This is a genomic window from Microbacterium hanjuni (assembly GCF_043556395.1).
Lineage (GTDB): Bacteria > Actinomycetota > Actinomycetes > Actinomycetales > Microbacteriaceae > Microbacterium.
Window position 1 is genome coordinate 839,712 of record NZ_JBIGIK010000002.1, and the last position, 14,190, is coordinate 853,901.

Genomic DNA, 14,190 nt, shown 5'->3' on the forward strand with positions numbered 1-14,190 from the left:
CGTCACGCCGCGGACCATCCGCCGTCGCTCGCCAGGGTGACGCCGTTGACGTTCACGCCGTCGTCGCTCAGCAGGAACGTGATGCTCGCCGCGAGCGCGTCGGCTTCGACCGGCGTCGGCAGCACGGCCATGGCTGTGCGCACACGCTCGGCGCCGAGCGGCGAGGCGAACGTCGCCTGGATGTTCGTGATCGTCGCCCCCGGGGCGACCGCGTTGACGCGGAGGCCCGACGGCCCGTACATGAACGCCGTGCTCTTGGTGAGGCCGACCACGGCGTGCTTCGACGCGGTGTAAGCGGCGCCGGCGGCCGAGCCGCGCAGGGCTGCCTCCGACGCGGTGTTCACGATCGACCCCCCGCCCTGGGCCAGCATCGTGGGGATGACCGCGCGCATGAGCTTCATGGTGCCGTCGACGTTCACGCGGAAGACCCGCTCCCAGACGGCGTCGCCCATGTCGCCGACCGGGGTCATGTCGTCCATGATCCCGGCGATATTCGCCAGTCCGTCGATGACGTCACCGGCCGCCTCGAGGATGCCCGCGATGGCTTCGTCGTCGGTGATGTCGGCCACGAGGGCCGTGATCTGCGCGTCGGGGAGCGCGGCGATCAGGTCGTCGAGACGCTCCTGCGAGACGTCGACCGCGATCACGCGACCGCCCTCCCGTGCGATGCGCGAGGCCGTCGCCCGGCCGATTCCCGACCCTGCGCCGGTGACGATGACGGTCTTGCCGTCGAACCGGCCGGCATTGATGCGCTCGGTCCAGGTGCGCAGGGCCACGGGCGGGTCGATCGCTTCGGTCGCCCCGTCGGTATCTGGTGCTTCGCCGGAGCCGGCGTGGGCGACGAGGTCGTCGAGCATGTCCTGGGTGAAGGCGCCCCGGCTCATCGCCACGAGATTGTCGATCGGCAGCCCCTGGATCGGCGCGAGCGCATCGGCGCTCTGTCCGCCCTGCGCGAGCAGCTCACGAAGGATCGGGCCGCCGTTCGGGTCGCCGAGCCACGTTGCGATCGTCGTCGAGCCGCTGAGCCGTGTGGTGGTTGCCATGACTTCTCCTCCTACATAACCGGACAATGCTGTCCGGTTATAGGCTACCCGGATGTCGCCATTGCCGGAAGAGCTCCCCCGCACCAACCGCGGGCCTGCCGCCGGGCCCGGAAACCGGCGGGCGCTCATCGACGCCGCACGGCGGATCTTCGAGGAGCAGGGGCTCAACGCGCCGCTCAGTGCGGTGGCCCGGCGGGCGGGAGTCGGCCAGGGGAGCCTTTACCGGCACTTCCCCGATCGCGTCGCCCTGGCCACGGCGGCATTCGAGGAGAACGTGGCCGAACTGGAACGGCTGGTGCAGCCTTCGTCCGCGACGCTGGAGGATCTCTTCGATCACGTCGTGGAGCAGGCTCTCCCCTCGACGGCGTTCATCGAGCTGATCGGCGCGAACCGCCACGACCCCGACGTCCTGAGGTTGGGCGAACGTTTCCGCGCGCTGGTCGTGAGCCTGCTGCAGCGCGAGCGCACAGCGGGGCGCGTCGGCGCGCACGTGGAGGTCGAAGACGTCCTGCTCTCGACGGGGATGCTGGCGACCGAGCTCGCCCGCGCCGAACCCGAGGATCGCGAACGGGTGGCCGAGCGTATCCGCGCTCTGCTCCGCCGCGCGCTCGCGCCCTAGCATCCGTTCGCCCGCACCGACGTGCGGCGCTTGCGCCCCGGACACGCGATGTGGTGCGGGGGAGCGGGGTGGGTTCGTGTTCGCCCGCGCCGGAGTGTGGATGCTGTGACCAGCACCCCGCGAAAGGGTGCGGACGAGGTGCTGGGTCAGGCGTCGCGGCGGGCGCCCTCCGAGGGCGTCACGGTGAACGTGTGGGGCGCCGTGTACCCGGCGGCAGCGAAGGCGTCCGCGACGGCGGCCGCAGCATCCTCGATCCGATCAGCGGGGAGGAGCGCGATGGCCGCGCCGCCGAAGCCCCCGCCGGTCATGCGGGAGCCGATCGCTCCGGCGGCGAGCGCCGTCTCGACGGCGAGGTCGAGCTCGGCGACCGAGATCTCGAAGTCGTCGCGCATCGAGACGTGCGAGGCGGTGAGGAGTTCCCCGATCGCGCGGGGCCCGTCGGTGCGGAGCGCTTCGACCGTGTCGAGCACGCGCTGGTTCTCGGTGACGATGTGGCGCACGCGGCGGAAGGTCTCGTCGTCGAGCAGGTCGCGGGCGCGATCGAGGTCGGCCACGGCGACGTCGCGCAGCCAGGGCACCCCGAGTGCCGCGGCGCCCGCTTCGCACGACGCGCGGCGCTCGCGGTATCCGCCCGAGGAGTGCGCGTGTTTGACCAGGGTGTCGATGACGAGGATCTCGAGCCCCGCCGCGCCGAAGCCGAGGTCGACCGAGGCGGTCTCGAGCGAGCGGCAGTCGAGGAAGGTGGCGGCATCGGCGCGCCCGAGCATCGAGGCCATCTGGTCCATGATCCCGGTCGGCGCGCCCACGGCGTCGTTCTCCGCGATGCGGCCGATGCGGGCGAGGGCGACGCGGTCCAGGCCCGCCCCCCACACGTCGTTGAGCGCCGAGGCGACCGAGCTCTCGATCGCCGCCGACGACGACAGGCCCGCGCCCACCGGTACGTCGGATGCGATCGCGATGTCGACACCGCGCGCTGTCCCGTCGCCGGCCGCGGCGCGGAGCGCCCACGCGACTCCGAGCGGATACGCGGCCCAATCCAGCCCGCCCTGCTCGATCGCGTCGTCGAGGTCGGCGAGGGAGACGTCGACGGGCTCGTCGGCGAAATCGCTCACCACCCGCACCAGATCGTCGTCGCGCAGCGCGACCGCCGCGGCGGTGCGGTGCCCGATCGCAAAGGGCAGCACGAAACCCTCGTTGTAGTCGGTGTGTTCGCCGATGAGGTTCACCCGGCCGGGAGCCGACCACACGCCCTCGGGCGTTCGGTCGGTGAGCGTGGCCAGCAGCGCGGCGGCCGCGGGGATCGGGTCGCTCATGCGCTGACCTCCGCGACGGACGCGACGGCAGCGCGAAGGCGCTGCGCCTGGGATTCGGGGGTGACGTCGGCGATCCAGGCGCCCATGGCCGACTCGGATCCGGCGAGGAACTTCAGCTTGTCCGCCGCGCGACGCGGCGAGGTGAGCTGAAGGTGCAGGCGCACCGCGTCACGGCCCACGGTGACCGGTGCCTGATGCCACGCCGCGATGTACGGCGTCGGGGTGTCGTAGAGCGCGTCGACCCCGCGCAGCAGCTGCAGGTACAGCGGCGCGAGCTCGGCGCGTTCGGCGTCGTTCGTGGCGGCGAGGTCGGGGATGTGGCGGTGGGGGAACAGGTGCACCTCGATGGGCCAGCGCGCCGCGAACGGAACGAACGCGGTCCAATGCTCGCCGCGCAGCACGACCCGCTCGGATGCCTGCTCATCCGCGAGGATGCGGCCGAACAGATCGGGGCCGAGCTGCTCGGCCGCATCGAGCTGTCGACGGGTGCGCGGGGTGACGTAGGGGTAGGAGTAGATCTGCCCGTGCGGGTGCGCGAGTGTGACGCCGATCTGCTCACCGCGGTTCTCGAAGGGGAAGACCTGCTCGATGCCGGGGAGGGCGGAGAGGGCGGCGGTGCGATCCGCCCACGCCTCGATGACGGTGCGGGCGCGGGTGACGCTGAGTGAGCCGAAGGATCCCTCGTGCTCGGGGCTGAAGCACACGACCTCGCAGCGTCCGATCGAGGTGCGCGAGCGCCCGAGGCCGAGCTGGGCGAGGTCGTCGGCGCCCTCCGGCGGGTTGATGGCGGCCGGGGCGTCGCCGACCGCGCGTGCGAGCGCCGGGCCGAAGGAGGGTGACTTGTTCTCGAACACGGCGACGTCGTACTGCGAGGGCACCTCCGACGGGTTCGTCGGCGACTGCGGCGCGAGGGGGTCGAGGTGCGCCGGGGGCAGGAAGGCGCGGTTCTGCCGCGCGGAGGCGATCGAGATCCAATCGCCCGTCAGCACGTCCTGGCGCATGGTGGCGGTGGCGGGCCGTGGGTCGAGCGTGCGTTCGTCGACGAAGCGTCGGGCGCCCAGGGTCGAACCGGCGTCGTCGAAGTAGATCAGCTCGCGGCCGTCGGCGAGGTGCGTCGGCCGCTTCACGATGCCGGCGCTCAGGGTCTCGCCCGGCAGATCGACGCTCGCGCGGGGGGCGACAGCATCCGCCCCGTCCTGGGGTACCTCAGCCATGTTCACGTCAACACGCTAGACGACGGCCGTGGTAACGTCAACACGCCTGCCCTGCCCGCCCCGAGGAGCGCCGTGATGACCGAGACCAGCGAGTCGCTCGGCCGCCGCGCGTCGATGGCCGATGTCGCCGCCCGTGCCGGTGTGTCGGGGCAGACGGTCTCGCGCGTCGTGAACGGCAGCCCGCGGGTCGATCCCGCCACGCGCGCCCGGGTCGAAGCGGCCCTGGCCGCCCTCGGCTATCGCCCGCACGCGGCAGCGCGCGCGCTGCGCACGGGGCGCAGCCAGACGATCGGGGTCATCGTGTCGACGCTCGCCTCCGTCGGCAACTCCCGCATGCTCGAGGCCGTCGCCCGCGCGGCGGCCGATCGGGACTACGCGCTCACCGTGGTGACCCTCGGCGCGAACGGCCGCGAAGCGCTCGCCGGAGCGTTCGACCGGCTCCGCGGCCAGGGGGTCGACGGTGCCCTCGTGCTGAACGAAGCCAGCGCGCTCGCCCGCGAGGCCGAACCGCCCCGGGGTTTGCATCTCGTCGTCGTCGACTCGCCCGCCGACGATCGGTTCGCCGTCGTGGAGTCCGACCACGAGGGAGGAGCGCGGACGGCGGTGGAGCATCTGTTGGCTCTCGGGCACGAGACGGTCTGGCACCTCGCCGGGCCCGAAGCGTCCTACGCCGCCGCGGCGCGCGAACGGGGCTGGCGGGCCGCCCTCGAGGGGGCGGGGGTCCTCGCGCCTCCCGTCGTGCGCGGTGACTGGAGTTCAGCATCCGCCCTCGTCGTCGGTGGCAGCATCGCCGACCGTCCCGACGTGTCGGCGGTCTTCGCCGCGAACGATCAGATGGCCCTGGGGATGCTGCGGGCGCTCGCCGAAGCCGGCCGCCCGGTGCCCGGATCGGGGGCGGGCGGGGTGTCGGTGGTCGGCTTCGATGACGTTCCGGATGCTGCGCAGTACGCGCCTTCCTTGACGACGGTCCGCCAGGACTTCGACGTGCTCGGGCACCGCGCCGTCGCCGCGCTGGCGGAGGGCATCGAGTCGGGCGTCGCGCCCGCCGGGGTCTCCACCGTGCCGACCGAGCTCATCGTGCGCGCGAGCACCGCCCCGCGCTGAGCATCCGCCCGCGGCGCGCTTCGTCTGAAGCATCCGTCCCGGCGCTGAGCGCGCAGGATCCGTCCGGGCGCGCTTCGTCTGCAGCATCCGCCCGCCCAGTACGTACGTTCTCGTCGAACCCGCCCCTTATCGCGCGCATGGACGTGCGTGTTCGCCCAGTACGTACGTTTTGGGCGAACGGGCGGCGCGAAGGAGAGCGAACGGGCGGGGCGAACGGGGGCGAACAAGAGCGAACAAGAACACGAGGTCGAGCAGCAGCCGCGAGTTGGCGCGCGACCAATTCGCGGGTCAGGCTCCGCCGATCGCCTCCGCGACCACGGCGCGAGCCTGCTCCTGCACCTCGTGCAGGTGGTCTTCGCCGCGCAGGCTTTCGGCGTAGAGCTTGTAGACGTCCTCGGTGCCTGAGGGGCGCGCGGCGAACCACGCGTCTTCCGTCTGCACCTTGAGCCCGCCGATCGGCGCGCCGTTGCCGGGCGCGTGCGACAGCTTCGCGGTGATGGGCTCGCCGGCCAGCTCGGTCGCGGTCACGGCGTCGGGCGACAGCTTGGCCAGCGCCGCCTTCTGTGCGGGAGTCGCGGGGGCGTCGATGCGCTGGTAGGCGGATGCTCCGTACTCGCCCTCGAGCTCGCCGTAGCGCTGCGACGGGGTCTTGCCCGTGACGGCGAGGATCTCGGCGGCGAGGAGGGCGAGCAGGATGCCGTCCTTGTCGGTGGTCCAGACGGTGCCGTCGAAGCGGAGGAACGAGGCTCCGGCAGATTCTTCTCCACCGAAGGCCACCGAGCCGTCGAGCAGACCCGGGACGAACCACTTGAAGCCCACCGGCACCTCGAGCAGTCTCTTGCCGAGGGATGCTGCGACCTTGTCGATGATCATCGACGACACGAGGGTCTTCCCGACCGCGGCGCCCGTCGGCCATCCCTCGCGGTGCGAGAAGAGGTAGTCGATCGCGACGGCGAGGTAGTGGTTGGGGTTCATCAGACCCGCATCGGGGGTGACGATGCCGTGGCGGTCGGCGTCGGCGTCGTTGCCGGTGAGGATGTCGAACTCGTGGCGGCGGGCGACGAGCGCGGCCATCGCCGAGGGCGACGAGGGATCCATGCGGATCTTCTCGTCCCAGTCCAAGGTCATGAACTTCCACGTCGGGTCGACGTCGGGGTTCACCACGGTCAGATCCAGCCCGTAGTGCTCGGCGATGAGGGCCCAGTACTCCACCGACGCGCCTCCCAGCGGGTCGGCGCCGATACGCACCCCGGCCTTCTTGATCGCGGCGATGTCGATGATGCTGTCGAGGTCGCGCACGTACGCCTCGCGGAAGTCGTACTCGCCCAGCGCATCGCCGTCGAGGTCGGCGTACCGGGTGCGGTGCACGCCGTCGAGGCCGGCGGCGATCAGCTCGTTCGCCCGGTCGGCGATCCAGCTCGTCGCGTCGGTGTCGGCGGGGCCACCGTGCGGGGGGTTGTACTTGAAACCGCCGTCACGCGGCGGGTTGTGGCTGGGCGTGACGACGATCCCGTCGGCGCGACCCGGGTCATCGACCGCGCGGCCGCGGTTGTAGGCGAGGATCGCGTGGCTCAACGCCGGGGTCGGCACCCACGCGTCGCGCGAATCGACGCGCACGTCGACACTGTTCGCGACGAGCACCTCGATCGCGGTGCGTTCGGCGGGGAGCGACAGGGCGTGGGTGTCGCGCCCGATGAACAGCGGTCCGGTGATGCCCTGGGCGGTGCGGTAGTCGACGATCGCCTGGGTCGTGGCGAGGATGTGGTTCTCGTTGAAGCTCGTCGTCAGCGACGAGCCGCGGTGGCCGCTGGTGCCGAACGCCACCCGCTGCTCGGGAATGGTGGGGTCGGGCTTGCGGTCGTAGTAGGCCGAGATCACCTCGTCGACGTCGATGAGATCGGATGCTTCGGCGGGGAGTCCTGCGCGACTGCTCATGCGCACCAGTCTGCCCGTTGCGGCCTCGTCTCGGCATATCGCGATCAAGATTCGCGGCGGAATGCTAGCGGCGACCCCGGGTCTAGGCTGAGCGGGTGACGCTGGACCCCACCGACGCGGATTCCCCCACCCGCCGCACCTACAGCTACCTCGGGCCGGCCGGCACCTTCACCGAAGCGGCGCTCGCACAGGTGGTCGAAGCCCGCGACCAGCACTGGCGGGCCGTGCGCAATGTCGGCGAAGCGCTCGCCGACGTCGTCGAAGGCCGGTCGGACGCGGCGATGATCGCGATCGAGAACTCCGTCGACGGCGGCGTCTCGACCGCGCAGGACGCCCTGGCCACGATGCCCGGCATCCGCATCGTCGGCGAATACCTCGTGCCCGTCAACTTCGTGCTGGTCGGCAGGCCCGGCGCGACCCTCGCCGACGTCTCACTCGTCTCGGCGCATCCGGTCGCGTACGCGCAGTGCCTGCAGTGGCTGACGCGCACGCTGCCCGCGCACGCCCACGTGCCGGCGGCGAGCAACGTCGCCAGCGCCCTCGGGCTGCTCGACGGCAGCAGCGCCGCGGATGCTGCGGTCGCAGCTCCCGGGATCGTCGCCCACCATGACCTCGAGGTGCTGGCCGAGAGCATCGGCGACAACCCCAACGCGGTCACCCGCTTCGTTCTCGTCAGCCGTACGGTCGCGCCGGCTCCACCGACCGGAGCCGACAAGACCTCGCTCATCGTCGAGCTGCCCGAGGATCACCCCGGCGCTCTGCTCGAGCTGCTCGAGCAGTTCGCGACGCGGGGGATCAACCTCAGCCTGCTCGCTTCGCGCCCGATCGGCGATGCACTGGGCCGGTACCGCTTCGTCATCGACGCCGACGGTCACGTCGAGGACGAGCGCATGGCCGACGCCCTGCTGGGCCTGCGCCGATTCAGCCCGAAGGTCATCTTCCTCGGCTCCTACGCCCGGGCCGACCGCGCGATCATCCGCTATCCCGACCGCTACTCCGACGACGTGTTCGTCGAGGCGCGCGACTGGTTACGGGGTCTGCTGAGCGGCGAGCCCGAGGCGTGAGCATCCGCTCGTCCCACCGCGTGAGGTGCGAGAGACGAGCGGATGCTGCCGGTCAGGCGGCGATCGGAAGGACGGCGCCGGCCAGCAGCGCCAGCGTCTGCGCGCGCCCGTCCGCAGCGTCGAGGGACTCGGTCTCGTAGGCTCCCGCGATGGGGGAGATCATGATCTCCTCGACACCGTGCTTCGCGGCGAAGGCGGTCAGTTCGGAGGCGACGTCCGACCCCGATCCCACGAACCACGAGGCGCGCGCCTGCGCCATGATCGAGTCGGCCGAGGCGCCGAGCGGGGCGGACTTCGCCTGCTCGATGCTCTCGAGCGGCACCAGGGGCATGTTGGAGCGCAGCCGCGCCATCATGCGCAACTGCGGGAGCGCCCGCTCCTCCGCCTCCTCGGTGATGGGGGAGGCGATGACGTTGGCCGTGACGAAGGTACGGGGCGCCGACAGCGTCGCGCTCGGCTGGAAGGCCGTGCGGTACAGCTCCAGCGCTCGCTCGAGCCCGGCGCCCGCGAAGTGGTTGGCGAACACGTACGGCAGACCCAGCGCCGCGGCGAGCTGAGCCGAGTAGTCGCTGGAGCCCAGCAGCCACACCTCGGGCGAGCCCTCGGCGGCCGGAGTCGCGTGCACCTGGTACTCGCCGCCCGAGGAGAAGCGCACGGTGGCGCCCTCGGGGGAGGTGAGCGAGAGGATGTCGCGGATGTGGTCGGGGAAGCGCTCCACGTCGCTCGTCGTACCCGAGCGGAACAGCAGCTGCGTGATCACGGGGTCAGACCCCGGTGCGCGCCCGATACCGAGGTCGATCCGGCCCGGGGCGATCGCCTCGAGGGCGGAGAACTGCTCGGCGACGACCAGCGGGGAGTGATTGGGCAGCATGACGCCGCCCGAGCCGACGCGGATACGCGAGGTGCGCCCGGCGGCTGCGGCGATCAACACCGGGGGCGTGGTCGAGGCGACGGCCGGCATGTTGTGGTGCTCGGCGAACCAGTACCGGCGGTAGCCGAGGTCTTCCGCGCGCGCGACGAGGTCGAGGGAGGCGGAGACGGCTTGAGCGCTCGTCTGACCCGCGCGGACGGGCACGAGGTCGAGGACGGAGAGGGCGAGGGGGGATTCAGTGCTCACCTCAGAGCAAACCCCGTAGCCGCCGTTCGCATTCCGTCCCCCCGGACGAATGTGCCCCGGGTCAGCGGGCGCGCTTGACCGCCTCATAGGAGGCGAGGGCCTGCTTGCGCGTCTCGCCGAGGTCGACGATGGGCGCGGGGGCGTCGGCGGCGAGGTGCTCGGGGGCCCAGCGGCGCACGTACTCGTCGTGCACGTCGAACTTCGTGCGCTGCAGCTCGGGGTTGAAGATGCGGAAGTATGGTGCGGCGTCGGCGCCGGACCCGGCCACCCACTGCCAGTTGAAGGGGTTGCTCGCGCTGTCGGCGTCGACGAGCGTGTCCCAGAACCATTGCTCGCCCTCGCGCCAGTCGATGAGGAGGTTCTTGATGAGGAACGAGCCGGTGACCATGCGTACCCGGTTGTGCATCGCGCCGGAGTGCCAGAGCTCCCGCATGCCCGCGTCCACGAGCGCCACTCCGGTGCGCCCCTGCTGCCACGCCTCGAGATGCTCGGTGTTCAGCGGCGGCCAGGGGAACGCGTCGAACCCGCGGCGCCAGTTGCGCGTCGCGAGGTCGGGGAAGTGGAACAGCGTGTGCCACGCGAACTCGCGCCAACCGAGTTCGGAGAGGAACCGCGTCGCCGACGCCGCGTGGGTGCCTGAACCGCGGTGGCGGACCGTCTCGTGCCATACCTGGTACGGGCTCACCTCACCCCACCGCAGGCGCGGCGAGAGGTGGGAGGTCGCGTCGCCCGCCGGTTCGTCGCGCGAGCGGTCGTAGTCGCCGAGGTCGTCGGAGAGGAAGCTCTCGAGGCGCGCGAGCGCCGCCGGCTCGCCCGGCTCCCACGCTTCCCGGAAGCCGCCCGCCCAGTCGGGGGAGGTCGGCAGCAACTGCCAGTCGTCGAGCTCGTCGGAGGCGGGGGCGGACTTCGGGCCGCGGATCTCTTCGGGCTCGGGGAGCGGGGCGCGCGGGGTCGGCATCTCCCGGCAGGCCCGCCAGAAGGGGGTGAAGACGGAATAGGGGCTGCCGGATCCGGTGCGCACCGTCCAGGGTTCGAAGAGGAGGGATGCGGCGTACGACCCGACTTCGAGCCCCTGCTGACGCAGCCCGTTCTTGAGGTCGGCGTCGATATCGCGCTCGGGGCCCCCGTAGCGGCGGTTCCAGAAGACGGCTCCCGCGCCGGCATCCGCCACCACGGCCCGGACCGCGTCGGCCGCCGCACCGCGGCGAAGCACGAGTGTCGTGCCGCGCTCGCGAAGTCGCTCGCTCAGCGAGGTGAGACTGCCGTGCAACCACCACCGGGCGGCGCCGCCGAGCGGACGCACACCGTCGGACTCCTCGTCGAGGACGTACAGCCCGATGATCGGCTCGCCCCGTTCGACGGCGGCCTGCAGGGCGGGGTTGTCGGCGAGCCGCAGGTCATCGCGGAACCACACGATCGAAGGGCTCGTCATCCTGCCACGTTACCCAGGGCCTCCGACCCCGCCTGACCGCTTGACACGCGTTCGCGGCTCGGGGGCTTACAGCTTCGAGGTGTCGTGGCCCCGGGGCAGCACGATCCGAAGGCCCCCGGGGACGATCCAGCAGTGGATGCGGGTCGCCTCGCCGAATTCGTCGCCGTCGAGTTCGACCGGCTGGGCGGGGGCGGTCGCCGTCTCCATCTCGTGACCGCGCAAGTAGCGCACCGAGCTGTCGCGACGCCGCTCGAGCACCCGACGCCCCGCGCGGAACCGGCGCAGCACCGAGTTGTCCCACGCGACCTTGCGCCACACCCCCAACCACCCGAACGGACCCGTCGGCTGGATCACCGCGACATCCATGAGGCCGTCGTCGATCGAGGCGCCGGGGATGAGCTCGATGCCGGCCGGCAGCGTGCCGCAGTTCGCGAACAGGATGCTGTGCACCTTGGCGGCGTGGAGGCGGTGGTCGTCGAGCTGGTACATGATGCGGAACGGTTTGGCTCCGACGAGCGAGCGGGCCGCCCCGTCGACGTACGCCACCCAGCCGACGGTCTTCTTCAGCTGGGGGTTCGTGTTCGCGATCATCGCCGCATCCAGTCCCATGCCGGCCATCACGACGAACCCGTGCTCCTCGGTGGTCCCGTCGGGTCGACGCAGCCGCGCGACGCACGCATCGACGGGGTGGCGGTCGCCGTCGAAGGTGGCTCGGATCATCGCGTCGGGGTCGCCGAGCGGGAGGTTCAGGTTGCGCGCGAGCAGGTTGCCCGTGCCGCTGGGCACGATCGTCATCGGCATGCCGGTGCTGGTGAGGGCTTCGGCCACCGCGCGCACGGTGCCGTCGCCGCCCGCGACGAGAACCGCGTCGACGCCCTCGAGGAGAGCCTGCTCCGTAGCCCTGCCGCCCAGGTCGTCGACCGTGGTTTCGAAGAAGAGCGGTGCGCTCCATCCGGCGGCGGTGGACAGCTGCGTCACACGGGCGCGCAGCGTCGCGGGGTTCACCTTGGTGGGGTTGTACACGAGCGCCACCCGCTGACCGCGGCGTTCGACCGTCGCCGCCGCGGGCTCGGGGCGTTCGTCGGCCATGGCTCCACCCTAGGGCGCGGTCGGGCGGGGTCCGGGCGCGCGGCAGGGGAAGCATCCCGACCCTAGACTTGAGGGGTGATCGACGTGACCCTGCTGCGTGAAGATCCCGCTCTCGTCAAACGCTCCCAGATATCGCGGGGCGCGTCTCCCGACACGGTCGACGAGGCGCTCGAAGCCGAGCGCGTGCGACGAGCGGCGATCACCGCCTTCGAAGAGCTGCGCGCCGCCCAGAACGCCCACGGGAAGCGCGTCGCGCAGGCGCCCAAGGACGAGAAAGCCGCTCTCGTCGCCGAAGCCAAGCAGCTGAGCGAGCGCGTCAAAGCCGCACAGCACGCGTCGACCGAGGCCGAAGCGGCCGCGAACCTCGCTCTGTCGAAGATCGAGAACATCGTGCTCGACGGCGTTCCCGCCGGTGGCGAGGCCAACTTCGTCACGCTGCGTACCCACGGGGAGCCGCCCGTGTTCGACTTCGAGCCGCTCGATCACCTCGCGCTCGGCGAGAAGCTCGGCGCGATCGACATGGAGCGCGGCACGAAGGTGTCGGGCAGCCGCTTCTACTTCCTCACGGGGATCGGCGCGCGCCTCGAGATCGCGCTCATGACCCTCGCGCTCGATCGGGCGATGGCCGCGGGCTTCATCCCCATCATCCCGCCCACGCTCGTGCGCCCCGAGGTGATGCGCGGCACCGGGTTCCTCGGTGAACACGCGGACGAGGTCTACCACCTCGCCGACGACGACCTCTACCTCGTCGGCACCAGCGAGGTGCCGCTTGCCGGCTACCACATGGACGAGATCCTCGACCTCGAGCGTGGCCCGAAGCGCTACGCCGGATGGTCGACCTGCTACCGCCGCGAGGCCGGTTCGTACGGCAAGGACACCCGCGGCATCATCCGGGTGCACCAGTTCAACAAGCTCGAGATGTTCGTCTACACGAACCCCGACGCCGCCGAAGAAGAGCACCTGCGCCTGGTCGAGATGCAGGAGCGCATGATGCAGGACCTCGGTCTGTCGTACCGCGTCATCGACGTGGCCGCCGGCGACCTGGGCTCGAGCGCCGCCCGCAAGTACGACATCGAGGCGTGGGTGCCGACCCAGGACGCCTACCGCGAGCTCACCTCGACCTCGAACTGCACGACCTACCAGGCGCGCCGCCTCGACATCCGCTACCGCCCCGACGGGGGCAAGACCTCGCCGGTCGCGACCCTCAACGGCACCCTCGCCACCACGCGGTGGATCGTCGCCCTGCTCGAGACCCACCAGCGCGCCGACGGTTCGGTGACCGTTCCCGAGGCCCTCCGGCCCTACCTCGGCGGCCTCGAAGTGATGGAGCCCCTGACATGACCCGCGGCGGTGACACCCTGCCCGAGACGGGGAGTGTCGAGGTGACCTCCGTCGCCGATGCCGCCGAGATCGTGGACGGCATCGCCGACAACCCCAGCGTCGGGCGCATGCTCATCGCGCTGGATGTGGACGGCACCGTCATCCTCGAAGACGAGACGCTCTCGCCCGACATCGTCGAGGCGATCGAGCACGCCCGCTCACGCGGCCACGAGGTGATGCTCGCCACCGGGCGCGCCTGGGACAGCACCCACACGATCATGAAGCGCCTGGGGATCTGGCCGGAATACGCGGTCTGCTCGAACGGGGCCGTCGTGATGCGCCGCCTCGGCGACGACACCGGCTCGGTGACCGCGGCCGATTACGAGCGGGCCCACACCGAGACCTTCGACGCGTCCGAGGTGCTTGCGCTCCTGCGCGAGCACCTGAGCGACGCCCGGTACATGGTCGAACTGCCCGACGGCACGCGCCTGTACACCGAGTACCTCGAAGACTGGAACCTGCGCGGCGCCGGCAAGGTGTCGTTCGAGCAGCTGACCCACCAGCCCGTCTGCCGCGTCGTCGTGGTCTCGCCCGACCAGACCGACGAGGACTTCGTCGACCTCGTCGCTCGCATCGGTCTCAACCAGGTGTCGTACGCGATCGGGTGGACGGCGTGGCTCGACATCGCGCCCATGGGCGTCGACAAGTCCACCGCCCTCGAACTGGTGCGCGGTTGGCTCGGCATCGACCCCGCCCACGTGCTGGTCATGGGCGACGGGCGCAACGACATCGGCATGTTCGAGTGGGCTCGACGCAACGGCGGCCGGGCGGTCGCGATGCAGCAGGGCCCCATCGAGGTGCACGAGGCGGCGAGCGAGGTCGGTCTCAGCGTGACCGAGGGCGGCGTGGCCGCGGTGCTGCGCGGGCTCTGACCCCGGGC

General features: G+C 71.4%; 12 protein-coding genes. 5 read left to right on the plus strand and 7 right to left on the minus strand.

Features of this window, described 5'->3' with window-relative positions:
- Positions 1-2: 2 nt before the first annotated feature.
- Positions 3-1,043: an SDR family NAD(P)-dependent oxidoreductase gene (locus ACFXP5_RS11775; RefSeq protein ID WP_394544743.1), complete on the minus strand. Its 1,041-nt coding sequence runs from the start codon at positions 1,041-1,043 to the stop codon at positions 3-5.
- Between the two features lie 52 nt (positions 1,044-1,095).
- Here ACFXP5_RS11775 and ACFXP5_RS11780 point away from each other — a divergent pair, with 52 nt between their 5' ends.
- Positions 1,096-1,662: a TetR family transcriptional regulator gene (locus tag ACFXP5_RS11780; protein ID WP_394544744.1), complete on the plus strand. Its 567-nt coding sequence runs from the start codon at positions 1,096-1,098 to the stop codon at positions 1,660-1,662.
- 146 nt (positions 1,663-1,808) lie between these two features.
- On the opposite strand, the gene galK is transcribed toward ACFXP5_RS11780, so the two are convergent.
- Entirely contained in the window at positions 1,809-2,975 is a 1,167-nt protein-coding gene (gene galK, locus ACFXP5_RS11785) for a galactokinase (protein ID WP_394544745.1), read from the minus strand.
- The gene (gene galT / locus ACFXP5_RS11790) at positions 2,972-4,189 is read right to left on the minus strand and encodes a galactose-1-phosphate uridylyltransferase (protein WP_394544830.1); all 1,218 of its coding nucleotides are present in this window, start codon (positions 4,187-4,189) and stop codon (positions 2,972-2,974) included. The genes galK and galT overlap by 4 nt, the downstream gene beginning before the upstream one ends.
- A gap of 75 nt (positions 4,190-4,264) precedes the next feature.
- Between galT and ACFXP5_RS11795 the strand changes: the two genes are divergently transcribed.
- Positions 4,265-5,293 carry a LacI family DNA-binding transcriptional regulator gene (locus ACFXP5_RS11795; protein ID WP_394544746.1) on the plus strand — a complete coding sequence of 343 codons (1,029 nt, stop codon included), beginning with the start codon at positions 4,265-4,267 and terminating at the stop codon, positions 5,291-5,293.
- Positions 5,294-5,581: 288 nt separating this feature from the next.
- Here ACFXP5_RS11795 and pgm read toward each other — a convergent pair whose 3' ends face one another.
- Positions 5,582-7,228: a phosphoglucomutase (alpha-D-glucose-1,6-bisphosphate-dependent) gene (gene pgm, locus ACFXP5_RS11800; protein WP_394544747.1), complete on the minus strand. Its 1,647-nt coding sequence runs from the start codon at positions 7,226-7,228 to the stop codon at positions 5,582-5,584.
- Between the two features lie 95 nt (positions 7,229-7,323).
- Here pgm and pheA point away from each other — a divergent pair, with 95 nt between their 5' ends.
- Entirely contained in the window at positions 7,324-8,292 is a 969-nt protein-coding gene (pheA, locus tag ACFXP5_RS11805) for a prephenate dehydratase (RefSeq protein WP_394528415.1), read from the plus strand.
- Positions 8,293-8,344: 52 nt separating this feature from the next.
- On the opposite strand, the gene ACFXP5_RS11810 is transcribed toward pheA, so the two are convergent.
- The 3 genes from ACFXP5_RS11810 to ACFXP5_RS11820 form a co-directional block, all read right to left on the minus strand.
- A complete protein-coding gene (locus tag ACFXP5_RS11810) occupies positions 8,345-9,409 on the minus strand; it encodes an LLM class flavin-dependent oxidoreductase (RefSeq protein ID WP_394544748.1) in 1,065 nt (354 codons plus the stop codon).
- Positions 9,410-9,470: 61 nt separating this feature from the next.
- Entirely contained in the window at positions 9,471-10,841 is a 1,371-nt protein-coding gene (locus tag ACFXP5_RS11815; protein WP_394544749.1) for a cryptochrome/photolyase family protein, read from the minus strand.
- Between the two features lie 66 nt (positions 10,842-10,907).
- Positions 10,908-11,930: a diacylglycerol/lipid kinase family protein gene (locus ACFXP5_RS11820; protein WP_394544750.1), complete on the minus strand. Its 1,023-nt coding sequence runs from the start codon at positions 11,928-11,930 to the stop codon at positions 10,908-10,910.
- A 75-nt stretch (positions 11,931-12,005) separates the two neighbouring features.
- On the opposite strand from ACFXP5_RS11820, the gene serS reads away from it, so the two are divergent.
- Both serS and ACFXP5_RS11830 read left to right on the plus strand, forming a co-directional pair.
- Entirely contained in the window at positions 12,006-13,271 is a 1,266-nt protein-coding gene (serS, locus tag ACFXP5_RS11825) for a serine--tRNA ligase (protein WP_394528411.1), read from the plus strand.
- A complete protein-coding gene (locus ACFXP5_RS11830; protein WP_394544751.1) occupies positions 13,268-14,182 on the plus strand; it encodes an HAD family hydrolase in 915 nt (304 codons plus the stop codon). The genes serS and ACFXP5_RS11830 overlap by 4 nt, the downstream gene beginning before the upstream one ends.
- Positions 14,183-14,190: the final 8 nt, after the last annotated feature.